This is a genomic window from Burkholderia sp. AU30280 (assembly GCF_020420125.1).
Lineage (GTDB): Bacteria > Pseudomonadota > Gammaproteobacteria > Burkholderiales > Burkholderiaceae > Burkholderia.
In genome coordinates this window covers 36,890-59,678 of record NZ_JAIZRY010000001.1, presented here as the reverse complement: position 1 = coordinate 59,678, position 22,789 = coordinate 36,890, and the positions used below count along the sequence as shown (strand labels likewise).

The 22,789-nt window shown below is 68.6% G+C and carries 21 protein-coding genes and 2 pseudogenes; 13 read left to right on the top strand and 10 right to left on the bottom strand.

Going from position 1 to position 22,789, the window contains the following annotated elements; genetic code table 11:
* Positions 1-8: 8 nt before the first annotated feature.
* Entirely contained in the window at positions 9-797 is a 789-nt protein-coding gene (locus LGN17_RS00280) for a DUF2182 domain-containing protein (RefSeq protein WP_226194668.1), read from the bottom strand.
* A 23-nt stretch (positions 798-820) separates the two neighbouring features.
* On the bottom strand, positions 821-1,423 hold the full coding sequence (locus LGN17_RS00275) for a DUF1326 domain-containing protein (RefSeq protein ID WP_226194667.1): 603 nt from the start codon (positions 1,421-1,423) through the stop codon (positions 821-823).
* Between the two features lie 345 nt (positions 1,424-1,768).
* Here LGN17_RS00275 and LGN17_RS00270 point away from each other — a divergent pair, with 345 nt between their 5' ends.
* Complete coding sequence (locus tag LGN17_RS00270) at positions 1,769-2,173, top strand: lysozyme inhibitor LprI family protein (protein WP_175968466.1); 405 nt, start codon at positions 1,769-1,771, stop codon at positions 2,171-2,173.
* Positions 2,174-2,248: 75 nt separating this feature from the next.
* Here the strand turns inward: LGN17_RS00270 and LGN17_RS00265 are convergent, their stop codons facing one another.
* Positions 2,249-2,896, bottom strand: coding sequence for a response regulator transcription factor (locus LGN17_RS00265; protein WP_006483707.1), 648 nt, complete (start codon positions 2,894-2,896; stop codon positions 2,249-2,251).
* Positions 2,893-5,013 carry a PAS domain-containing sensor histidine kinase gene (locus LGN17_RS00260; protein ID WP_226194666.1) on the bottom strand — a complete coding sequence of 707 codons (2,121 nt, stop codon included), beginning with the start codon at positions 5,011-5,013 and terminating at the stop codon, positions 2,893-2,895. Before LGN17_RS00260 ends, LGN17_RS00265 begins: the two co-directional genes overlap by 4 nt.
* Before the next feature lie 321 nt (positions 5,014-5,334).
* On the opposite strand from LGN17_RS00260, the gene LGN17_RS00255 reads away from it, so the two are divergent.
* From LGN17_RS00255 to LGN17_RS00235, 5 genes are all read left to right on the top strand, one after another.
* Complete coding sequence (locus LGN17_RS00255; protein WP_226194665.1) at positions 5,335-5,805, top strand: universal stress protein; 471 nt, start codon at positions 5,335-5,337, stop codon at positions 5,803-5,805.
* A 371-nt stretch (positions 5,806-6,176) separates the two neighbouring features.
* A complete protein-coding gene (locus LGN17_RS00250) occupies positions 6,177-6,689 on the top strand; it encodes a cupin domain-containing protein (protein WP_175968469.1) in 513 nt (170 codons plus the stop codon).
* Positions 6,690-6,873: 184 nt separating this feature from the next.
* Positions 6,874-7,899, top strand: coding sequence for a DedA family protein/thiosulfate sulfurtransferase GlpE (locus LGN17_RS00245; RefSeq protein WP_226194664.1), 1,026 nt, complete (start codon positions 6,874-6,876; stop codon positions 7,897-7,899).
* Positions 7,900-8,327: 428 nt separating this feature from the next.
* On the top strand, positions 8,328-9,710 hold the full coding sequence (locus LGN17_RS00240) for an amino acid permease (protein WP_226194663.1): 1,383 nt from the start codon (positions 8,328-8,330) through the stop codon (positions 9,708-9,710).
* Positions 9,711-9,928: 218 nt separating this feature from the next.
* Entirely contained in the window at positions 9,929-10,864 is a 936-nt protein-coding gene (locus LGN17_RS00235; RefSeq protein WP_226194662.1) for a universal stress protein, read from the top strand.
* 500 nt (positions 10,865-11,364) lie between these two features.
* Here LGN17_RS00235 and LGN17_RS00230 read toward each other — a convergent pair whose 3' ends face one another.
* Both LGN17_RS00230 and LGN17_RS00225 read right to left on the bottom strand, forming a co-directional pair.
* Positions 11,365-11,799, bottom strand: a complete 435-nt coding sequence (locus LGN17_RS00230; RefSeq protein ID WP_226195258.1) for a hypothetical protein — start codon at positions 11,797-11,799, stop codon at positions 11,365-11,367.
* A 215-nt stretch (positions 11,800-12,014) separates the two neighbouring features.
* Positions 12,015-12,362 (bottom strand): hypothetical protein, encoded by a 348-nt coding sequence (locus LGN17_RS00225; protein ID WP_226194661.1) that lies wholly within the window; start codon positions 12,360-12,362, stop codon positions 12,015-12,017.
* Between LGN17_RS00225 and LGN17_RS00220 the strand changes: the two genes are divergently transcribed.
* Positions 12,355-12,609, top strand: a complete 255-nt coding sequence (locus tag LGN17_RS00220; RefSeq protein WP_226194660.1) for a DUF3562 domain-containing protein — start codon at positions 12,355-12,357, stop codon at positions 12,607-12,609. The two genes, LGN17_RS00225 and LGN17_RS00220, sit on opposite strands and share 8 nt — an antisense overlap.
* Before the next feature lie 364 nt (positions 12,610-12,973).
* Entirely contained in the window at positions 12,974-14,773 is a 1,800-nt protein-coding gene (locus LGN17_RS00215; RefSeq protein WP_226194659.1) for a methyl-accepting chemotaxis protein, read from the top strand.
* A 30-nt stretch (positions 14,774-14,803) separates the two neighbouring features.
* Here the strand turns inward: LGN17_RS00215 and LGN17_RS00210 are convergent.
* A pseudogene (locus LGN17_RS00210) lies at positions 14,804-15,841 on the bottom strand (sigma-54 interaction domain-containing protein).
* Positions 15,842-16,221: 380 nt separating this feature from the next.
* Here LGN17_RS00210 and LGN17_RS00205 point away from each other — a divergent pair.
* Complete coding sequence (locus LGN17_RS00205; protein ID WP_226194657.1) at positions 16,222-18,213, top strand: ATP-binding protein; 1,992 nt, start codon at positions 16,222-16,224, stop codon at positions 18,211-18,213.
* Positions 18,214-18,318: 105 nt separating this feature from the next.
* Positions 18,319-18,930 carry a DUF4142 domain-containing protein gene (locus tag LGN17_RS00200; protein WP_226194656.1) on the top strand — a complete coding sequence of 204 codons (612 nt, stop codon included), beginning with the start codon at positions 18,319-18,321 and terminating at the stop codon, positions 18,928-18,930.
* A 12-nt stretch (positions 18,931-18,942) separates the two neighbouring features.
* On the opposite strand, the gene LGN17_RS00195 is transcribed toward LGN17_RS00200, so the two are convergent.
* The 3 genes from LGN17_RS00195 to LGN17_RS00185 all read right to left on the bottom strand — a co-directional run bounded on the left by LGN17_RS00195 (position 18,943) and on the right by LGN17_RS00185 (position 20,530).
* Complete coding sequence (locus LGN17_RS00195) at positions 18,943-19,458, bottom strand: PRC-barrel domain-containing protein (RefSeq protein WP_226194655.1); 516 nt, start codon at positions 19,456-19,458, stop codon at positions 18,943-18,945.
* A 59-nt stretch (positions 19,459-19,517) separates the two neighbouring features.
* Positions 19,518-19,949 (bottom strand): CBS domain-containing protein, encoded by a 432-nt coding sequence (locus LGN17_RS00190; RefSeq protein WP_226194654.1) that lies wholly within the window; start codon positions 19,947-19,949, stop codon positions 19,518-19,520.
* A gap of 332 nt (positions 19,950-20,281) precedes the next feature.
* Positions 20,282-20,530 (bottom strand): hypothetical protein, encoded by a 249-nt coding sequence (locus tag LGN17_RS00185; RefSeq protein ID WP_226194653.1) that lies wholly within the window; start codon positions 20,528-20,530, stop codon positions 20,282-20,284.
* Between the two features lie 142 nt (positions 20,531-20,672).
* On the opposite strand from LGN17_RS00185, the pseudogene LGN17_RS00180 reads away from it, so the two are divergent.
* From LGN17_RS00180 to LGN17_RS00170, 3 genes and pseudogenes are all read left to right on the top strand, one after another.
* A pseudogene (locus LGN17_RS00180) lies at positions 20,673-20,976 on the top strand (hypothetical protein); the annotation flags it as partial.
* A 332-nt stretch (positions 20,977-21,308) separates the two neighbouring features.
* Entirely contained in the window at positions 21,309-21,620 is a 312-nt protein-coding gene (locus tag LGN17_RS00175) for a hypothetical protein (protein ID WP_226194652.1), read from the top strand.
* 206 nt (positions 21,621-21,826) lie between these two features.
* On the top strand, positions 21,827-22,705 hold the full coding sequence (locus tag LGN17_RS00170; protein ID WP_226194651.1) for a MipA/OmpV family protein: 879 nt from the start codon (positions 21,827-21,829) through the stop codon (positions 22,703-22,705).
* The last annotated feature ends 84 nt before the right edge of the window (positions 22,706-22,789 follow it).

The following is a 22,789-nucleotide window of genomic DNA, read 5'->3' as shown; positions in this document are numbered from 1 at the left end:
CGCGGGCCTCATGCGTGGCTGGCGACGATCAGCACGGCCGCGCCGAACAACGCGGCGCCGAGCGGCGCGGTGAGCGCCTGCCCCCACGACGCATTCTTCTCGAGGGCCATCAACGCGGCGAGCGCCAGCATCCAGCCGAGACTGCCGGCGCCGACGACGAACATCAGCAACATCAGCGCCCAGCAGCAGCCGACGCAGAAGAGCCCGTGGCTGACGCCGAGCGCAAACGCGTGACGCATCGGCGCGCGGCCGCGCCAGCGGCTGATCACGAAACTGTAGGGCGTGCGGCACCGGTCGAGGCAGTGCGTCTTCAGTCCGCTGAACTGGAACGCGCCGGCGAGCGCGAAGACGGCCGCGCCGATCAGCCAGCCACGCCACGCGAGCGCCGGCACCCGCGCGACACCGGTCAGCAGCAGCCCGTGCAGGGCATGCGCGACGAGCCCAAAGCCGCTCCACGTGGCGACGTAGCCGACGCCGACCAGCGCCAGCAGGCGCGTCTGATCGGGGCGGCTTGCGACGACGCGGGCGAACGCATCGAACAGCGACAGCGTCGTCGGCAGCATCATGGCGAGGATCATCAGCGTCCAGCCGGCCGCGGCGAACGCGGCCGGCAGCCACAGCGTGCCGCCGGGCAGCGCGCGGCACAGCGCGCTGAACGGTTCGGCCGACGCGCTGCCGCCGTGGTCGAGGTAGCGCCCGTAAGGGCTACGCGTCCACGCCCACAGGGTGAGCCAAGCGAACGCGACGAGACTCGCGAGCACGAGCGGGAACAGGCGCCGATGCAGCGACGCAGCCATGACCGTTGGCGCGCGATCGCGCTTCACGCGTCGAACAGGAACGTGCTCTGCAGCGCGTTGTGATTCTTCAGATCGACGTCGATCCCGATCGCCGCATTCCTCGACCGATAGACGGGCGCCTTGCCGACGAACACCGGCGCGCCGGGCACCGTCGAGAACACGGTGTCGGTCAGCGTCGTCTGCGCGCCGCTCGGGCCGAGGTACGGCTCGAGTTCCGCGTGGTAGTCGGTGCCGATCGACAGCGTGCCGCGCGCCCCTTCGACGTTGAACGTGATGGGGGCGCGTTCGATCGACACGACCGTGCCGATCAGTTTCGCGAGCTCGGCGATCGGGCCGCCGGCCTGGCCCGTGTAGACCTTGAGCAGCGCCTGCTCCTGCGCGTCGGACGCCGTGTCGCTGAGGTAGATCGCAGCGGTCCAGTTGCCTTGCAGGATGTTGCCCGGCACGCGGCACACTGCGGCGATCGTGTTGCCGCCCACATCGAGGCCGTCGACGGTGCCCTTGTCGACATGCCAGGCGACGATCGTGTCGCAGACCCCGAAATCCGGATCCTCGCCGATCCAGCACGGGCAGAGTACGCGACAGTTGCAGACCTCGAGCAGACGGCCTTCAAGGTGATAGCTCATGATTCCCTCCAGGGAGCGACGGCGATGGCACGTTGGGCTGGGGGAGGAAGCTGACCGACGAATCGTCACCCCGCTCGGCGATGCGAACGCGAATTGCGCTGAGGAATGCGCGGAAGCGGAGACGGGATGGATGCGATAGCGCGGGCCTGAAGCGGCGTATCGATTTTTAAGTGTAGGTGCGGAGGGCCGATATGCAAGCCGTCGCATGCTGCGACGCCGGCTGACAAGCCGGCGCGCGTGCGCTAGCATCGCGATCGGTGTCGCCGCGAGACGGCCGCCGATGCGCGACAGCGCGGCAGGCGCGGCACCGGGTTCCACGACTTCAACGAACAACAAGGAGCATCCATGCGTGTCTTGACCGGTCTGCTGTGCTCGCTGGCGCTGGCGGCGAACCTCGCCCATGCGCAGGCGAATTGTGCCGACGCGACGGATCAGGCGGCGATGACGGCATGCGCCGATCGCGCGTACAAGAAATCCGACGGGGAACTGAACCGGACCTACCAGGCCGTCACCGCGCGCCTGCGCGATGCGCGGCCGCTTGCCGACAAACTCGTGAATGCGCAGCGTGCCTGGATCGCGTACCGCGATGCCGAATGCAACTTCTCCAGCGCGAACGCCGAGGGCGGCAGTGCGTACCCGATGGTCGTGTCGACCTGCCTGGACGATCTGACGAAAGCGCGCACCGAAACGCTGAAGGGTTATCTGTCGTGCGAGGAAGGCGATCTCGCGTGCCCGGTGCCGGCCAAGTAAGCGTCGTGCGCCGCCCGGTCCAACGCGTGCCGCGCGGCCGGGCGACACACGCCATCCGCTGCCGGACGTCGCCCGTTACACGTCGTCCGTTTCGTCGAGCAGCTTGTGCCGCATCGCGTAACGCACCAGCGCCGCTTCGTGCGGCATCTGCATCTTTTCCAGAATCCGCGTCTTGTACGTGCTGACCGTCTTCGCGCTCACGCACAGCGCGTTCGCGATCTCGGTCAGCGTCTGGCCGGCGGCGATCCGCCGGAACACGTCGAATTCGCGGTCGGACAGCCGCTGGTGCGGCAGCGTCTCGGCCGGCTCGTTCAGGCTCTGCGCGAACTGCTCGGCCATCGCGAGGCTCACGTAGACGCCGCCCGACGCCACCTTCGTGACCGCGCCGACCAGCTCGGCGCTCGCGCTTTCCTTCGTCAGATACCCCGACGCGCCGGCGCGGAACGCGCGCACCGCGTATTGCTGCTCCGCGTGCATGGTCAGCACGAGGACGCGCAACGCGGGCTTCTCGTCCTTGATCTGCTTGATCAGCTCGACGCCGTTGCGGCCCGGCATCGACAGGTCGAGCACGAGCACCTGCGCGGGCGTGGCGCGCACGAGCGCGATCGTCGACGGGCCGTCGCAGGCTTCGCCGGCCACCTCGAATCCGGTGGCGTTCTGGAGAATGTGCCGCAGACCGTCGCGTACGAGCGTATGGTCGTCGGCGATGAGCACCTTGATCATGTGATGAGCGTTTCCTGTTGTACGGTACTGAGCGGGAAGGCGACAGTGATCGAGAAGCCGCGCGCGAGCGCGGTGTCGATCGTCACGGTGCCGCCCAGCATGTGGGCGCGTTCGCGAATGCCGATCAGGCCGAACGATTTGTCTTCGTGGGTCGGGCCGCCGGGCGCCGAGCCGCGGCCGTTGTCCGCGACGCGCAATACGCAGAAGCCGTCCTCGACGTCGAGCCGCAGCGCGACGCGCGTCGCATCCGCATGGCGCGCGACGTTCGTCAGCGCTTCCTGGACGATCCGGAACAACGTGGTCGCGCCCGCGCTGGTGAACGTGAGGCCGCCGGTTTCGATGTGCCGTTCGACATCGATCCCGTAGCGGTTCGTGAAATCGCTCGCGAGCCATTCGATCGCGGGCACGAGGCCGAGATCGTCGAGCATCACGGGCCGCAGGTCGGCCGCGATGCGTCGCACCGACGCGACCGTCGCGTCGATCAGCCGCCGCATGCCCTGCAGGTGCGACTGCATGACTTCGTCGGGTTGCGTGCGACCGGGCACGCGCAGTTGCTGTTCGACCACCGACAGATCCATCTTCAGCGCGGTGAGCTGCTGGCCGAGGTCGTCGTGCAGCTCGCGCGCAATGCGGGTCTTTTCCTCTTCGCGCACGTTCTGCAGGTTCGCCGACAGTTCGCGCAATTCCTCGCGCGACTGCTTCAGCGCCGTGTCGGCGCGCTGCCGCTCGGTGATGTCGCGCAGCATCACCGTATAAAGCTTGCCGGACGCGTCGCGGATCTGCGAGATCGAGGCCTCGATCGGAAACTCCTCGCCGTTGGCGCGCAGCCCGAACAGCACCCGCTGGCGGCCCATCTGCCGCTCGGACACGCCCGTCACGCCGAACTGGTCGACGTGCTTCGCGTGCGCGGCGCGGAACCGCTCGGGGATGAAGCGCGACAGCGGCGCACCGATCGCCTCCATCGCGGACACGCCGAACACTTGCTCGGCCATCGGATTGAAGATCACGACCGTCTGCTTTTCGTCGATCGTGATGATCGCTTCCATCGACGAACGGATGATGCCCATCATCCGCGCCTCGTTGAGGATGCCGCGGCCGGGATCGGCGGCGCCGGAGCGGCCGCGCAGCAGCGCATGGACGAGCACCGCGAACGCGATCGACGCGATCAGCCCAGCAGCGAGCACGGTGCCGGCCGCGCGCTGCGCGCCGGTCGCGCTCGGGCGGCCGTCCGCGGAATACGCGAGCGTCAGCGCGGTGCCGCCGAAATTCAGCTCGTCGGTGCGCCGCATCAGGTCGGGCGATGCCGAGGCCTCGTCAGTCGTCGTTTCGACGCTGACGATCACGCGCCGATCGCCGCCGGCGGTGATCCGCACGTCGATCCCGCGTTCCGCGTCGAGCGCGCGCTCGACCAGGCGCTGCGGGCTCAACGCCGCGAACAGCACGCCGTCGGCGCCGGTTTCGCGCAGGCCGGGCGGCGTGGCGGCCGCATGCGGCGACGCGGCAACCGGCAGGAACAGCGTGAAGGTGCGGGCGTCGCGGGACGCGTCGTCGTCGGCAGGGTGGACGCCGAGCGCGACGTCGCCGGTCTGCAGCGCGTGCGCAAGCGGTGCGGCGTCGGACGCGCCGAAGCGCACGACGGGCGAATTCGACGCCGGTGCGCTGAGCGCGGCGGTCGCGAGCGTGCCGGCCGGCATCGGCATCGGCATCGGCATCGGCTTCGCGCCGGCGAGGGCGATGCGCGTCGCGGGCGGCAGCGGCGCATAGCCGATCTGGCGAACCGGCGAGCGGCCGCTGTCGAGGTCGAGCGTGTCCGCATACCGGCGCCATTGCTCGGGCGTCATGCCCGGGACGAGGCTGAACGCACCGCGCGCGCCTTCGAGCACGGCCGCGCCGGATTGCAGCTCGTGGCGAAGCATCGCCGTCACGTGCGTCGTGCGGCGTTCGAAACGCGTATGGACGGCGCCTTGCCACTGCTCGCGCACGAGTAGCGCGACGCCGAGCGACAGCGCGGCGCCGGCGCACAGTGCAACGACGCCGGCCGCGAGCGGCTGGCGTAACATGATCTGGAGGCGCGTGGGCCCTCGGGCGTCACGCGTCGGGGTTCCACTTGCGGTCATTCGATGGCCATTCTGTTGTCGGGGGCCGCCCCGTGGCACGAGGGCAGCGCAGCAAAACCGGGCAAAACTCGCACCGGCCGCACGGAACGTCTATTTTCAAGATGAAATTGTGCGCGATTTACATGTTTTTTGTAATGGGGCACTGGAAATTGAGGCAACCGGCGTGAAGCAGTGGGCGCGCCCGGCGCGCTTGACGCGCATCAACGGGCGCGTCGGCACGTGGGGCAGACTGTTCGGCAGGCCACCGGGCACCGGGCCGGGTGGCGATTACGGGCCGCCGTCGCGCAACGCGCGATGCGTGCCCGGTCGGAGGGACGGACCATGTACAAGCGGATTTTCGTCGGGCTTGACGGCAGCCCGAGTGCGCGTCTCGCGCTGAACGAGGCGATCCGGATCGCGGCGGCGTCCGGCGGCGAAGTGACTTGCGCGTACGTAGTCGAGCACCGGCCGCAGCTCGTCGACGTCGATGCGGGCTTCGCGGCCGAGCGCGATGGCGATGCGGCTGCGGCCGATGCCGCGACACCGGTGCTCGACGATGCGAAAGCGGCGCTCGCCCAGGAGCGTGTGTCAGGCACCGTGCGCGCGCTCGACGCCTACGGCGAGGATGTCGCCACGGTGCTGATGCGCACGGCGGCCGAAGCCGGCGCCGACCTGATCGTGATGGGCACGAGCGGGCGGCATGGCCTGCGCCGGCTGCTGCTCGGCAGTGTCGCTGAATCGCTGCTGCGCGCGGCCGACCGGCCCGTGCTGCTGGTGCGGCACAGCGAGCCCGGCGCACCGGCGGCTGCGTGACGCGCGCGGCAAGGCGCTGACGCTGGCGCATGGGCGGTCGCGGGCGGCGACTGTCCCGCCCATTCGCCGGATGACGTCCTGACGAAACGGAAACCCACGACGCGCGGCGCGTGAGCACGGCTGTCGCGTCTGTCACATCGGCCGGGCGAGGGCGGTACGCCCGACGCACCCGACGGGCGCGTTTCGCGTGCCCGCGGTTGCGTCCCGACACGCAGTTCTGGCAGCATCGACCGGTGTCCGCTTGTTCGCCGCGCGCATGGCCGCGGCGATCGACGCAGCAGCATCCGGCGGCATGCGGCGCACGTTCGCGATGAGCGAAGCGTGGCCGTGCGCCGGGTGCCCGGCTCCTTACCTTACCGACGTCATCCGCCATGCCGATTTCCGCCACCGACCTGATTCGCCAGTTCGACCTGCAGCCGCATCCCGAAGGCGGCTATTTCCGCGAAACCTACCGTGCGACCGATTCGGTCGTGCGTCCGGCCGACGGCGCGTCACGTGCCGCGTCGACCGCGATCTACTACCTGTTGTGCGACGGCGCGTATTCGTCGTGGCACCGGATCCGTTCCGACGAAGTCTGGCATTTCTACGTGGGCGACCCGATCGAAGTGTGGGTGCTCGACGAGCGAGACGGGCTGACGATCCATCGGCTCGGCAACCCGCTCACGCATCCGGGCACCGTGTTTCAGGCGGTCGTGCCGGCCGGGAGCTGGTTCGGCGCCCGCTGCGCGGCGCCGGAGCACGTCGCGCTCGTCGGTTGCACGGTGGCGCCGGGCTTCGAGTTCGCGGAATTCGAACTGGCCGACGCAGCCGCGCTGGCCGCCGCGTTTCCCGACTATGCGGAACACGTCGTGCAGCTTGCTCAGCGTCAGCGCACGGATAGGTGACTGTCACGGCGGTGCAACCCGTGGCGCGAAGCCGGTGCCGATGGGGCGTGTTCCGCGCGATCGCGGCCAAACCCGTTTAGAATGCCGTGATGCATCAGGTCGGCTGCGGACGTGCCGCGGCGCCCGTTGCGCAGCCGTCCGGCGGCCACCGTCGCGCGGCTGCATGCCTTCCAGGAGCGCCGCCGTGTGGCACTTTCCCATCGCTATTCCGTCGTCGCTCGGCCCGTGGGCCGTATTCGCGAGCGTGTTGATCACGCAGCTCGGCGTGCCGGTGCCGGCCGTCCCGATGCTGATTCTCGGCGGTACGATGGCGGCAATGGGGCAGGCGTCCTGGGTCAGCATGTTCGCGGCGGCGATCGGCGCGACGATGCTGGCCGATTCGCTGTGGTTCTTCATGGGCCGCACGCGCGGCCGTCGCCTGCTGAACGGCCTCGTGCGCTTCTCGCTGTCGCTCGACACGACGCTGCGTTTCGCACGTAACGTATTCGAAAGATACGGCGCGCCGCTGCTCGTGCTGTCCAAATTCCTGCCGGGCCTCGGCCTCGTATCGGCGCCGCTGCTCGGCACGACCGCCATCGGCGTCGGCGTGTTCCTGTTCTGGGACCTGGCCGGCGCGTCGCTGTGGGCCGCGTTCTGGCTGGTCGGCGGCGCGGCCGTTCACGATCAGATCGTCCAGTTCGTGCTGTGGGTGCGTGCGAGCGGCGGCACGATCCTCGATGCGTTCCTCGCGATCTTCGTCACGTTCCTGCTGTACCGCTGGGTGCGTCGCGTGCAGTTCCGCCGCTATCTCGCGCAGGTGCGCATCTCGCCGCCGCAGCTCGTCGAGATGATGACGTCGGACGAGCCGCCGCTGATCTTCGACGCGCGGCCGAAAGCGATCCGCGAGCGCGAACCGTACCGGATCGCCGGCGCGGTGCCGGTCGATCTCGATTCACCGGACTTGCTGGACCCCGAACTGCTGAAACGGCCGATCGTCGTCTATTGCGTGTGTCCGAATGAGGCCACTGCGAAGCGCCTGATCGCGAAGATGCAGCGCAAGAAGATGATCCACAACATCCGCGCGCTGAAGGGCGGGCTCGACGCGTGGGAAAAGCACGGCTATCCGGTCGAGCCGCTGCCGGCCGATCTCGATGCGTCGCGTTATTTCGTGCGTCCCGACCACGGCGCGCTCGAAGGCGAATATACGGTAAGGGCGACGTTGTCCAAGTAAATGCGCGCGCGATGTCGCGCGCATCCGAATCCCACCTCTGATTTCACGCACTCCGATTTTTACGAAAATCGGCTGGCGTGAAACGTCTGATCATTCTTATAATCCCGCCTGCCTATTGCGTGCGCCTGATCGCGCACACTCGACGCGCGTTCGTTCGCGCTGAAAGCGACTGATCCCGTTGCCGCCCGTCACGCGCTCAGCCGCGTCACACGGGCCGCGCGGGCGTATTCCGTGAAAGTCCCGATCCGTTTTCCGGATTGTTCCGGAAAATATCGATAATCCGCGGCGATTCCAATCGGATTGACGCAGCATCCGTGTCGTTTCTTATTCAGGAAGCGACGGCGGAGATTATTTCGTTTTCGGCATGAACGGCCGCGCATTGATATCGACAATGACGGCGGCCCGTTCGCGGCTGCCAGGAGACGGACTTGAAACAACCAGAAGACCAGTTGCACCGCGGGCTGGAAGAGCGGCACATCAACCTGATGGCGCTCGGCGCGACGATCGGCGTCGGCCTGTTCCTCGGCTCGGCCACCGCGATCCGCGTCGCCGGCCCGGCCATCCTGCTGACCTACCTGCTGGGCGGCATCGCGATTTTCCTGATCATGCGCGCACTCGGCGAGATGGCGATCGCCAATCCTGTCGCCGGCGCGTTCAGCCGCTACGCGCGCGACTACCTCGGGCCGCTGGCCGGCTACCTGACCGGCTGGACCTACTGGTTCGTGTGGATCGTCACCTGCATGGCGGAAATCACGGCGGTCGGCGTCTACATGCACATGTGGGTCCCCGGCGTGCCGAACTGGATCTGGGCGCTCGCGGCGCTCATGGCGATGGGCTCGGTGAACTTCATCGCGGTCAAGCTGTACGGTGAATTCGAATTCTGGTTCGCGCTGATCAAGATCGTCACGATCGTGCTGATGATCATCGGCGGCGGGTTGATGATCGCGTTCGGCATCGGCAACGGCGGTGTCGCGATCGGCCTGTCGAACCTGTGGGCGCACGGGGGTTTCATGCCGAACGGCCTCAACGGCGTGATCGCCGCGTTGCCGATCGTGATGTTCGCGTATCTCGGCGTCGAGATGCTCGGCCTCACCGCCGGCGAGGCGCGAAACCCGGAGAAGTCGCTGACGAAGGCCGTGAACTCGGTGTTCTGGCGCGTGCTGATCTTCTACATCGGCGCATTGTTCGTGATCATGTCGCTGTATCCGTGGGACCAGATCGGCACGCAGGGCAGCCCGTTCGTGATGACGTTCTCGCGGCTCGGCATCCCGGCCGCTGCCGGCATCATCAACTTCGTCGTGCTGACCGCGGCGCTGTCGTCGTGCAACAGCGGTCTGTTCAGCACCGCGCGGATGCTCTACAACCTCGCGCAGCAGGGCCAGGCGCCGAGCACGCTCGGCAAGGTCAATCGCAACGGCGTGCCGGTGTACGGCGTGATCGTGTCGGTCGCGCTGCTGCTGATCGGCGTGCTGCTCAACTATCTCGCGCCGCAGCACGTGTTCACGTGGCTCACGTCGGTGTCGACGTTCGGTGCGATCTGGACGTGGTGCGTGATCCTGATCGCGCAGATGCGCTTTCGCCGCACGCTGTCGGCTGACAAGATCGCGCGCCTGCCGATCCGCGTGCCGTTCTATCCGCTCGGTTCGTTCGTCGCGCTCGGCTTTCTCGTGCTGGTCGTCGTGCTGATGGCGTTCACGCCCGACACGCGCGTCGCGCTCGTGATCGGGCCGGTATGGATCGTGCTGCTCGGCATCGCGTATGCGCTGTTCTACGCGAACCGTCCGGCGGTATCTGTGCCGACGAAGTCGTAAGCAGCACGGGCAGGGGGCCGAGCGCCCCTTGATCGCGATCATGCACGTGCGGGCCGGACGACCTATGCTGAACGAATCGATTGTCCGCGCTTCGCGTGGCAACCCGCCGATCCCAGTAACCGTCGCGATCACGGTGGCCGTCCGGCCGCCGTGCGCCACTTCAGCGCGAAGCTCCCGTCGTCGTTCCGCGACGACGCGCACGCACGGAGGCCTTCGCCATGCAGCCTGCCCAGCCCATCCCGACGCTTGCGCGAATCGCGCTGGCCGTCGATCCGACGCCCGAATCGCTGTCCGCCGCGCGCTATGCGCGCACGCTGCTGCGTCCCGGCATGCGATTGCGCATCGTCTGCGCGATCGACAACCCGCGCCTCGTATTGCCCGACATCCCGCGCATCGACGCACTGCTGACATCCGCGCGCGAGGACCTGATGCGCGAGGCGCAAGCCATCAACGAACGGATCGCGGCGTTGTTCGCCGATAGCGGCATCGAGGTCGAGCAGGCCATCGTCGATACGTCGGTGACGGGCGGCTCGGTGGCCGATGCACTGGTGAGCGACACGTCGGCATGGGGCGCGGACGTGCTGGTGGTCGGCGCGAATCCGCATCACGGGCTGCTGCGGCTCGTCGAAGGCGCGATGTCGGACACGCTGACGTCGCGCGCGCGCTGCGCGTTGCTGATCGTGCCGGCCGCGTATGCGCGGCCGTCGGACGGCAGCCTGCAGCGGCTGATGTTCGCGGTCGACGGCAGCGAGCCGTCGCTGCACGCGGTGCGCGTCGGGCTCGGCTTCGCGACGCCGACGACGTTGCTGTACGCGGCCTATGTGATCGATCGTGCGGTTCGTCTGACGGATATCGTGCCGGTGCGCGCGCTGGAGGATGCCTATCGCGCGGAGGGCGAGGACGCGCTCGCGAAGGTCGGCCCGCTGTTCCATGCGACCGGGAACCCGACCAAGCGCGGTGTCGTCGAGACCCGTCCGACCAGCGACGACGTGGCCCATGCGCTGATGCGCGACGCCGTGCACTGGCGTGCGGAATTGCTGGTGGTCGGCACGCACGGCCGGCGCGGTATCGCCGCCTGGCTGATCGGCAGCGTCGCACGCCGCGTTGCGCATCTCGCACAGGTGCCCGTGCTGCTCGTGCGCGGTGCCGAATAAATCGTGCGATGTCGAGAGCGAAGCAGGGTTGGGTTGACCTGCATCAGAAACGGAGCGCATATCGCGTGAGACATTGACTGACGGAACATCCGGCAACGCGGGCGGTCTGTCGTGCATTGCGCTGCCACGTCGCAACGCGTGCATCAAAGGCTGCGATCGACGGTGCATTCACAGCCGTGACATCCATTTCCAGAGCCGCAACGTGCGATGCACGGCGCGTCATCTGATCAAGAACTCTCTGGCACGAGGGTAGGCAGCCGATGGTTGCCTTGGGGGACGGGCGGGGTGCAAGCCACCCCGCCCGCTTTCCTCGTTCGTGTTGTAGTTGGCCCCGTCTGGTTTGCTTGCCTCGCAGGAATCGTTGTCGTTGCGGCCGTGTGGAACGGCGCGTCATGTTGCGTGAGGGCGCGCGGTGGCGTTACGGCATGCGCGCCGCTGCCGGCGTACGTGGTGCACTTGCCGTCGCACGACCCCGTGCCATGCAACGGCTGCCTGAACGCTCAGGTCGCGCGAAGCATCCAGCGCAGGTCGTGCCGTCGGCCTGCGCCGCGGCGCACCCGCGAGCGCTGGTGCGCGACATGCAGCGGCGCGCACGCGCTGCACGTGCGGTTGCGCAGGCGGTTCGCGTGCGGCCAGCCGGGGCGCGCCTTGCGGCGTGGCTCCTCAATGGTCGGCGCGTCGGGTGCGGCCCGCGCACAGAGTGCCGCGGCGAACCGTTGCAACGCGAGAACCGAGCCCGCGACGCTCTGGTACTTTTCGCGGCCGATCTGCGCGTCGAGCGTGACGAGCAACCCGGCTTCGCGGGCGAGCGCAAGCAAGGTGTCGATATTGTCGGACGGACGATTGCCGGCCGGCACGGCCTTGGCGGGCAGGGCGCGCGCGTTGCCCGACGCGCGCCGCTGGCCGTCCCGGCCCGGTAAGTTGCGATGTCCCATGGTTGGTCTCCTGCGCCAGGCCCCGCGTGCCGGCTCGACGGCCGGCTGAGCGATGACCCGTATGAACGTTTCGTCCATGTCACCAGTATCGTGTGGCGCCCGTGCGCTGCCAAGCAGCGCGCGCTGAAGTCGCTGTCAGGTAATGCGCGGCGCCTATCGGAATCCGCTGACACGCAGGGCGGCCGATCGGCCGTCCCGGCGGCGATCCGTCGCGTTCATTCCGACGAATGGACCGCGCGCGGCAGACGTCGCTTGACGCATGATTTCGGCCGGTCTAAGTTCGCCAGTGCATCGACGTCGAGCGGCGTTCCATCGTTTGCCAGTCGACCGGTGCCGCGCCCCGGGGTGGCGTGGCAGGGATTCCAGTCTCGTTCGCGGGCAGTTTGCGCCGCGGATATGGCGCGGCCGGTTCGGGGACGGACCGGCACGACCGCACGCAACGTGTCGTTGATCGCGCGCAAACACGCGCCGGCGCATCGCACGCCGGGCTGCCATTCAGTCTTTAAGCTTCCGGTACCTTCTTCTTTTCGTTCCTCGACCGTCAGGAGTCCGTCGATGTCCAAGGACAATTTGCTCGATTCACTCAAGGAAGCCGCCAAACAGCGCGCGATCGGTTCGGATCAGTTACGAGCGATGCTCGACGACGAAGTGCGCGTACTGTCGTCCGGCGCGCGGGTGCACGACTACATTCACGTGTTCGCGATCCGGCACCTCCGCGACCGGATGCGCCAGCAGGACGATCTCGATAACGACACGCGGGCCGATGCGCCGCCCGCGGACGCCGTTCCGCGTCCGAGCCATCGCCTGTGACGGTCGAGCGCCGCGGCTGACGCCGCGGACGCGACACGATCCGTCGCAAGGCCAGGGCCGGATCCTGGTCGACATTCGTGCATCCGTCGACAGCAAACCGGCCTGTTCAAACCTCGCTTCGATCGCCGCTCCCAGGATCGTTGGTACCGTCGTTGCGCTGTCGTCGCGTCCGGTGACGGTGCGGCCGATGCGCCGGCTAGCGCAGTCATCCCGACAATCTCCCGACAATTTCCTGACAGGCGGCACGGTCTTTTGTCATATGTTTCACTGAATTGTCACGGCGGCCTCAAGTAAGCCGCGCGATTGCCGTTTACCCGGTGAATTCGTCCACCGGGCGTTCGCGCTCCCTTACCGAGTCGTTGCCATGTTCTCCTCCATCCGCGCCCGCATCCTCGCCGCGTGCGTCGCCATCGTCGTGTTCGCGCTCGTCGCCACCACGCTCATCAACTACTTCATCGCGCGTTCGTACAACGACGACGCGATCGACCGCAACCTGACCTCCGTCGCCAGCGGCCACGTGGTCGGGATCGCCGACTGGGTTGCTACCCGGAGCCGGATGATCGCGTCGCTGCAGGATGCCGCGCTGACGCCCGATCCGCTGCCGGTGTTCAAGCAGATGGCCGCGGCCGGCGGTTTCACGAACGTCTACGCGGGCTATGCCGACAAGGTGTTCCACTTCTCCGACCCGACCGGCATTCCGCCCGACTACGATCCGACCGGCCGCCCGTGGTACAAGCAGGCCGCGCAGGCCGGCAAGCCGGTCGTCACGCCGCCGTACGTCGACGCCGGTACGGGCAACCTCGTCGTCACGTTCGCGGTGCCGATCCTGCGCGACGGCGCGCTCAAGGGCGTCGTCGCAGCGGACGTCTCGATGGACACCGTGATCGCGAACGTGAAGACGATCCACCCGACGCCCGCGAGCTTCGGGATGTTGATCGACAGCAACGGCCACGTGGTTGCACACCCTGACGCGAAGCTCACGCTGAAGCCGGTCGCCGACGTGTCGCCCGAGCTCGGCGCGATGAACGGCGCGACGATCGCGGCCGCGACCGCGCCCGTCGAGGTGACGGTCGGCGGCGACGCGAAGCTTGTGCGCGCGCGCCCGGTGCCGGGCACCGACTGGTACGCGCTGGTGCTGCTCGACAAGAACGAAGCGACGGCCGGGATGCGCTCGCTGCTGACCGCTTCGCTGATCACGCTGCTCGTGATCGTCGGTGTGGCTTCGCTGATCATCGGCGCGATCACCGCGACCGCGTTCCGCCGCCTGTCGCAAGTGCGCCAGGCGATGGCCGCGATCGGCTCGGGTGCTGGCGACCTGACGCAGCGCCTGCCGGCCGAGGGCCGTGACGAAGTGGCCGACATCGCCCGCTCGTTCAACAGCTTCGTCGACAAGCTGAACGACGTGATGCGCGAGATCCGCGATGCGAGCGAATCGGTGCGCACGGCCGCGAACGAGATCGCGGCGGGCAACCAGGACCTGTCGTCGCGCACCGAATCGGCGGCGGCAAGCCTCGAGGAAACGGCCGCATCGATGGAAGAGATCACCGCGACCGTCGGCCAGTCGGCGGCGGCCGCCGGCCAGGCCGACGAACGCGCGGCGGCCGCGTCGCGGATCGCGTCGCACGGCGGCGTGGTCGTGTCGGACGTCGTCGCGACGATGGAGAAGATCGAGGAAGCATCGGGCCGGATCGGCGACATCATCGGCGTGATCGACGGGATCGCGTTCCAGACCAACATCCTTGCGCTGAACGCGGCCGTCGAAGCGGCGCGTGCGGGCGAGCAGGGCCGCGGCTTCGCGGTCGTCGCGCAGGAAGTGCGCAGCCTCGCGCAACGCAGCGCGCAGGCCGCGCGCGAAGTGAAGGTGCTGGTCGAATCGACGGTCGCGAGCGTGTCGGCCGGGTCCGGGCAGGTGCGTCAGGCCGGCGACACGATGCGCGAGATCGTGTCCAACGTGTCGAACGTGACGACGATCATCTCCGAGATCACGCACGCGGCGAACGAGCAGACGCGCGGCATCCAGGAAGTGAATCGCGCGGTCACGCAGCTCGACGAAATGGTGCAGCAGAACGCGGCGCTCGTCGAACAGTCGACCGCCGCCGCGACCGCGCTGCAATCGCAGGCGAACGCGCTGGCGACCACGGTCGGGCGGTTCAAGGTCGCCTGACGCGGCTTGTGGAACAGACGGCCGCGCCGCTCAGGAGCGGCCGTTGTCGGGCATCAGCGCGAGCCGGTTGTAGAGCGTTTTCAGGCTGATCCCGAGCGCTTTCGCGGCGCGCGGCTTGTTGCCGTCGAAGTGGTGCAGCGTCGCCGCGATGAAGCGCTGCTGCGCATGGTGCAACGTCGCGCCGAGCGGCAGCGCCATCGTGTTCTCCGACAGCCGTTCGGGCGGCATCACCGGCTTCGGCAGCATGACGTCGATGCCTTCGTCCGCCAGGATGTACGCGCGCTCGATCGTGTTGTGCAGCTCGCGGACGTTGCCGGGCCACGAATACGCGCGCAGCGCCGCGATCGCCGCCCCGGTCAGCCGCTTGTGCGCATGATGGCGTGCGTTGAGGGCTTCGACGAACTCCAGTGCGATCGTCTCGATGTCGCTGTCGCGCTGGCGCAGCGGCGGGACGTACAGCGCAAACGCGGCGAGGCGGTAGAACAGGTCCTCGCGCAGCCGGCCGTCGCGCACGGCTTCGGCCGGGTTGTGGCGCGTGGCCGACACGATCCGCACGTCGAGCGGAATCGGCTCGGTGCCGCCCACCCGCACGATCACATTCGATTCGATCGCCCGCAGCAGCTTCACCTGCAGCGGCGCGGGCATTTCCGCGATCTCGTCGAGCAGCAGCGTGCCGCCGCGCGCGGCTTCGAAGAAGCCTTCCCGTTGCGCGATCGCGCCGGTGAAGCTGCCTTTCTCGTGCCCGAACAATTGCGATTCCGCGATATCCGGCGGAATCGCGCCGCAGTTCACGGGGACGAACGGGCCGTCCCGCCGGGCGCTGAGATCGTGCAGCCGGCGCGCGACGATATCCTTCCCGACCCCGCTTTCGCCGGCAATCATCACGCTGGCGCGGGTCGGTGCAATTTTCTCGATGCGATCGAGCAGCGTGCGCATCGCAGAGGACCGGCCGGACAACCGGCGCCCGTCGACCCGCTGCTTCATACGGTTTGCGATATCTCCCATCTGCGTTTCGCGGGCCGTTTTGAAAATCGGCATCACGCGTTCCGTTGATTGCAATATTTTCATCGACAGCGAAACGGCTGTGAAGGTGCCGCAAAATAGAAATTTCCAATGTGCGCGGCGGGGACGGAAGAATCAGGCCATCGCGGTTCCTGACACGAATCGCGGTATCGGGTCGGTGCTTTTTTACATCATTCCGCTGAAAAAACCGGTCGCGTCCAGGGTGCACTGACGCGGCCCGCGACACCGGCCGCTGCAGCCCGGCCCGCAGGGTTGCCACGCAGCCAGGCCACCCGGCGTGGCACACCATCCGGCCATCCGCAGCCCGAACCGGGTATGCCACTTGCTGACCCCATCACGCTCGCCCGGCACGCCGCACGGCAGGCCGGATGGTCGACCCGCGGCGTGACGCCGTGCGACCGGAGCCGGCGCGAGGCAAGGATGCAATGAGAACCCTGACCCGTGAGCTGTTACGGCAGGGTGCATGGATCGTGCTGGCCGTCGGGCTGGCGTCCGCGCTGCAGGCGTGGGCGGTTCGCGTCGGCGGCGAGCACGCGCCATTTGCGCCGCTGCCTTTTTACGCAGGCGTTGCGGCTGCCGCGTGGCTGACGTCGTTCGGCGGCGGCCTGGTTGCCGCCGCGTTCAGCGTCGCCGTGATCGCTGCGCTCGGGTGGCGTGACGCATCGATGGCCACGCCGCTCGCGCAGGTCGGCGCATTCGCCGCGATCAGCTTCGTCGAGTGCGTGCTCGTGAGGGCGATGAAGCCGCTGCTCGCGAACGATCGTCTGCGCGAACCCGATAACGACGGCGACGCCGATGCGCACGAGCCGCGTCGCGAGCCGACGCCCGGCCCGCGCATGCCCGTACCGGACGACGGCCTGCTGCGCCGCGTGGTCGATGCGTCGCCTGACGCGATCGTCGGCGTCGATGCCGCACGCCGGATCACGAGCTGGAATCCGGCGGCGCGAAGGATCTTCGGCCTCGACGCAACGCAGGCCGCCGGCCGCGACATCACCGCGATGATCGCGCCGCGCTGGCTGCGACGCCATCCGTTGCCTGCGTCGTTCGCGAATCTGCCTGCGCCGGTCGGTCCCTTCGACGTGCTGTGCGTGCGACGCGACGGCGGCCGTTTTCGCGCGACCGTCGCCGCGTCGCCGATCGTCGACGCGCAGGGCAACTGCACGGGTCTGTCGATGACGCTGCGCGACGCGCACGCACGACGCCGCGACGAGCGGCGCCACATGCGCTCGCTGCGCGGCGCGCGCGACGCACGCTTGCAGGCGGACACGTCGAACCGGCTGAAGGACGAACTGCTGGCCACGGTGTCGCACGAACTGCGCACGCCGCTGAACGTGATCTACGGCTGGGTCGAGGTGCTGCGCAACATCGACGGGCAAGGGCTCGCGCAACAGGCGGTCGACGCGATCGATCGCAGCGCACGGTCGCTGTCGCATATGGTTGCCGACCTGCTCGACGCGTCGTCGCTCGCGACGGGCCGGTTGCGCCTCGAGCGGGTGCCGGTCGATCTCGTGCGGGTCGTGCGCGATGCCACGCGTGAACTCGATGCAACCGCACAGGCGAGCGGGCTCGAGCTGTCGACCCGTTACGAGATGCCCACCTGCGTGATTCCGGCGGACCGCGAGCGCGTGCGCCAGGTCCTGTCGAACCTGTTGTCGAATGCGATCAAGTTCACGCCGCCGGGCGGCCGCATCGTCGTGTCGCTGGCCCGGGCGGGCGAGCGTGTGCGGCTGTCGGTCGCCGATACCGGGCAGGGTATTGCGCCGGAATACCTGCCGCATCTGTTCGAGACGTTCAGCCGGCCCGAACGCGCCTTTGCGTCGCCGAAGCGCGGCCTCGGGCTCGGCCTGTCGATCGTGCGCAACCTCACGCAACTGCTTGGCGGCGAAGTCGTCGCGACGAGCGCCGGCACCGGACGCGGGACGACCGTCACGGTCACGCTGCCGGCCGGCTGGGACGTCGACGAACCCGCCGAGAATCTGCCGCACACGGCGGGCACGCCGGATACGACGACGCTCGACGGCCAGCGTGTGCTCGTCGTCGACGATGATGCGACATCGCGCGCGAGCCTCGCCGCGGCACTCGAAACGATGGGCGCGCAAGTGTCGACCGCGCAATCGGGGCATGACGCGCTCGACGTGGTGGAACGGCAGGCGCCGAACGTCGTGCTGTCGGATCTCGCGATGCCGGACGGTGACGGCTTCTGGCTGCTCGACCGTATCCGACATTTGCCGGGCGGCAGCGGGCGCGTGCCCGTCGTCGCGATCACGGCGCACGCCGGCAACGCCGACCGGCACCGCGTGATGGCGGCCGGTTTCGACGCGTATCTGCGCAAGCCGGTGGACATGCCGACGCTCGCGAGCGTGATCGCCGATGTCGCGCCGGCCGCCGCGCACGATCGAAAGGGGCGCGGCCGGTAGACGCCGGGGGCCGCTCGCCGGGTCATCGACGAGGAAAGGCGGCGCGATGGATGCAACGGCAACCCGCGCGGCCGGCGCGCTCCGTCGCGACATACGGAGGTCCGGATGAAAACGAATCGAACCGGCCGGCCGACGGCGATCGTGCTGGCCGCGACCGTCGGCGCATTGAACGTCGCGTTCGCGCAGGGGCCGGCGTCGCCCGCTTCGCCGGCGCAAGTCGCGCCGGGCGTCATCCGCCCCGGCACGACGGCCGACGAGGCCGGCATGACGCAGCGGCCGACCGGTATCGATGCTGAATTCGTCGACAAGGCAGGCATGATCGGCAAGGTAGAGCGGCAGGCCAGCCAGCTCGCGCTCGACCGCTCGTCGAATCCGGACGTGAAGGCGTTCGCGCGCAGGATGGTGAACGATCACGGGCGGATCGCCGGCGAGTTGCGGCAGCTTGGCGCGGCCAAGGGCCTGCCGGTCCAGTCGCGGATGCTCGTTGACCCGGCCGTGACCGCGATGCGAACCCAAGCGGGCCACGCGTTCGACACGGCCTATGTCGCGCTGGCGGGCCCGCGCGCGCAGGAAGCGGCGATCCGGCTCTACGAGGCCGAGGCGCGGAACGGCCGCGATCCGCAGCTTCGCGCGTTCGCGGCCAACGCGTTGCCGATGCTGAACGCGCACCTGGCCGCCGCCCGGCAACTCGCGCAGGCGGTAGCGGCCGCGCACTGAGCGGCGATCGCGCTACCGCTCGTCGCCTTCGGGGCTTTCAGGGGCGTCGGGGCCACCCGGCGACGCCTCGTACGGCGGCGAGTCGAGCGCCGTTTCGCCTTCCTCGATCAGCCAGTACGGCGAACTGCCGTAGTACGCATGCAGCGCCTCGGCCCACTCCGGGTCGGCCATTGCGGGCCAGCGGTTCCTGTCGAAGCCGGGGGCTTCGCGCACGCGTTCGGTGGCGACCGGCAGCACGAAGCATTGGCGCTCGACGTCGAGCACGAGGACGTTCCACGGCACCGCGAGTAGCTTGTCGCCGATCCCGGGCAGGCCGCCCGACGCCACGACCGCATACGCGATCCGGCCGGAGCGCACGTCGAGCATGATGTCGGCGACCTGGCCGACGTCGTCGCCGTCCATCGTCAGGACGCGATCGCCTTCGAGCGTGCGGGCGGCCATCACGTCGGGCCCCGGCCCGCCGCCGGCCGTGCGGCGCTTGCCGCCGACGATGCGCGTGTCGTCGCGCGACGGTCTGTCCGTTGTCATCGAACACCTCCTGGTCGAAGCGGCACCCGGGCGGGCCACGCGGCATGAATGGGCGCCGGTCAACGCCGGCGCGGCAGCGACACGTCCTCGAGCGTATTGGCCAGCTCGTCCCGCTCGGGGCCGCCCGCGCGGGTCGCGATGTCGCCGAGCGACACGATGCCGACCAGCCGCCGGTTGCGGTCGAGCACCGGCAACCGATGCAACTGCACGTCGGCCATCCGCTGCTGGACGTCGCCGACACCGTCGTCCTCGACGCACCATTGCACGGGCCTGGATGCGACCGCCTGCACGGGCGTATCGGACGAATGGCCGTGCGACAGTCCGCGCACCGCGAGGTCGCGGTCAGTCACGATCGCGACGAGTTCGGGGCCGTCGCAAACGGGCAGCACGCCGATATCGAAGCGCCGCATCAGTTCGGCCGCGTGGCGAATCGTGTCGGTCGGCGCGACGCACACCACGTCGCGCGACATGATCTCGGTGACGCGAAACATGAATGCCTCCTTCGTGAACAAGACAATCCAGGAGCAGCTGGCGTGCCGCGCGCGGGCCGCACACGCCGGGCCTCGACGGCCAGGCGACGGAGAAATTTGCCAGCCCGCTTGTACATCTTCCACGGCGGCAGCCGCGAACGGGTGGGGCAGGACGTCAGTGCCCGATGCCCGTCATCGTGACGATCGCGAGTACTACCGCGCTTTCGATCGCCGCCAGCGCTGCGACGCCGGCGGCGCCGCTGATTTCATGCCATCTGCGTTCAAGGCCTTTCATCGGATCGACTCCGGATTGCTCCGGCGCGCCGCTGCGCAGTGCGAGCCGGTTGCCGCCGTCAGCCGTGATCGGGGGGCGGGGAAGGAACGTGCGGCGCGCGGCGTTCGCGCTCGCCGGACGGCTTGGCAGGATCGATACGGGTCGCGCCGCCAACGGCGGGCGGATCGCTGGCCGGAAACGTTTCCTCGAGGCCCTCGTCGATGCGTTCCTCCGTCTTGTCTTTGGACGGCGGGCGCGACGTGGCGAGCCGGAGCAGTCCGGCAGCCGGTGACACGGCGTCGTGGCGGCCGGGGGCGTGAGCGGTCATGGTCGTACCTCCTGGGTCATGGATGGGGGCGCAAGCGCGATGCCTGCGCGGGACCGACGGCACGACGCTTGCGCGTCGGCGAAACCGCACGGGGGCGCGGCGCAGCCACGCACGCCGTCGGCGTGGACGAGAGGACATCGTGATGAAGGCATCCACTGAAAGGATACGTTACGACGCGAACGGTTGCGGCCGCGATTTCTGCCACGTGCACGAGCGTTTCGACACGTGGCAGCGCGAGTCGCCGGTCTATCGGCCCGAGGCCCGAGCGGCGCACGTTCGACGGCAAGGACGAGGTACGCGATCCGAACGACACCGACGACGACGGCCCCGAGCACGCGCAGCAGGCGCTCGTCGCGGCATGCGCGCCGTCCGACCGATTCGCGCTCGCGGTACGGCCGACCGCCGACGGGCGCACGTTGTGGCTCGTGATGACGGCCCATGAGGACTCTGAGCACGCGACAGCGTCCGACCGGGGCGGCCAACCGGGGCACATGCCGCGGCAATGGGCACACCGCTTGCGCAGGGTTGCGGCGCCATCGAGACGCGCGCCGTCGCGCAGGAGAGACATGAATACGCCATACACGCTGCACCGCCCCGAACCGACGACGCCCGACGTCGACCCGAACCCGACGCCCGGGCACGACGATCCCGTCGATCCGCCCGTGCCCGACGGGCTGCCGCAGGGTGACCCGCCGTCGCACCCGTCACCGATGCGGATGCCGGGAGGAAGCGGTGCATCACACGCGTCCGCGCGAACACTGAAAAAGGGAGGACCCTCATGGACATTCACGTGCAATCGCCAGACAAGCGCGCGATCGCTCAGGTGCTGGGCCGCTATTTCGAATCGCGCTCGTTGCGCTATCACATCGAGGAACTGCCGGGCGGCGTGCTGCAGATCGGCTTTCGCGCCAGCGGCCGCCCGGTTGCCGTCACTGTTTCGTTCGACGATGCCGCGTACGACGCCTATACGCATTGGGACGCGAGCCAGAAGCAGCTCGCGCTCGGACGGCTCGCCGACGGCTTCTCGCGGATGATGTCGACGCGCAGCCCGGCCGCGCTGGCCGGCGACTATCACGTCGAGCGATTCTGATTCCACCACGCTTCACCGGACGATTCCTGCGGCTGGCAAAGTGCCCGCCCGCAGCGGGCGCTTTGCGTCCGCGCACGCGTCGCGTAGGATGTCCGTTAATTCAGCGCACGCTACGTTCGCGCCGCAGGCCGCCAGCCGCTGCAGCCGAAGAGGCGCAATGCGCTTTCCTTCAGGTTCGTTTCGCGCAACTGCCAGGGACCGCCGTGATGACTGTTGCTCGCCCTTTGCTGTCACCCGGCGCACGCCGGTTCGTTTCCGGTGTGTCGGCCTGCGCGGCGCTCGCCGCGGCCGGCGCCCGCGATGCGTCGGCCCAGACGCCTTCGCCGCTCGGCGAGTGGCAATACTCGGCGGGTGTGCCGCTCGAAAAACTCTACGACCCGAACATCTCCACCTGGAATATCAGCGTGGGCGCCGCGATGACGCTGCAGCCGCGCTATGCGGGCTCCGACCGCTATCGCGTGATGGGCGGCCCGAATGTCGACATCCGCTATCGCGACCTGTTCTTCCTGTCGACGGGCGAGGGGCTCGGCGCGAACGTGCTGCGCGGGCCGAACTGGCGCGTGAGCCTGTCCGTCGGTTACGACCTCGGGCGCCGCTCGGCCGACGATATCCAGCACCTGAACGGCCTCGACAACATCAACGCGGCCCCGGTGATGAAACTGGCGGCCGATTACGTGATCTCGAAGGAATTTCCGCTCGTGCTGCGCGCGGATATCCGGCGCAGCATCGGTGGCTCGAATGGCTGGGTCGGCGATTTCTCCGCGTACATGCCGCTGCCGGGCAGCAACGAGCATTTCTTCTGGTTCGCGGGGCCGACCGTGTCGTTCGCGGATTCGCGCTACATGAACAGCTGGTTCGGCGTGAACCCGGGCGCCGCCGCGCGTTCCGGGTTGCCGGCCTATTCGTCGGGGGCCGGGCTCAAGTCGTACGGCGCGGGCGTGACGATGGCCTGGTTCGTGAACAAGCACTGGTTCGTCACGATCGACGGCGCGATCGAGCAACTCGTCGGCCGCGCCGCGCGCAGCCCGATCACGCAGCAGTCGACCAACGGCGTATTCGACATGTCGGTGAATTACCAGTTCTGAGCGGGGCCGGGCAGCAGCGGGCCGATGGGGCGTGCGGCATCTGCCGTCACATTTGATATGATTCCGACCTGTACGAATGTACAG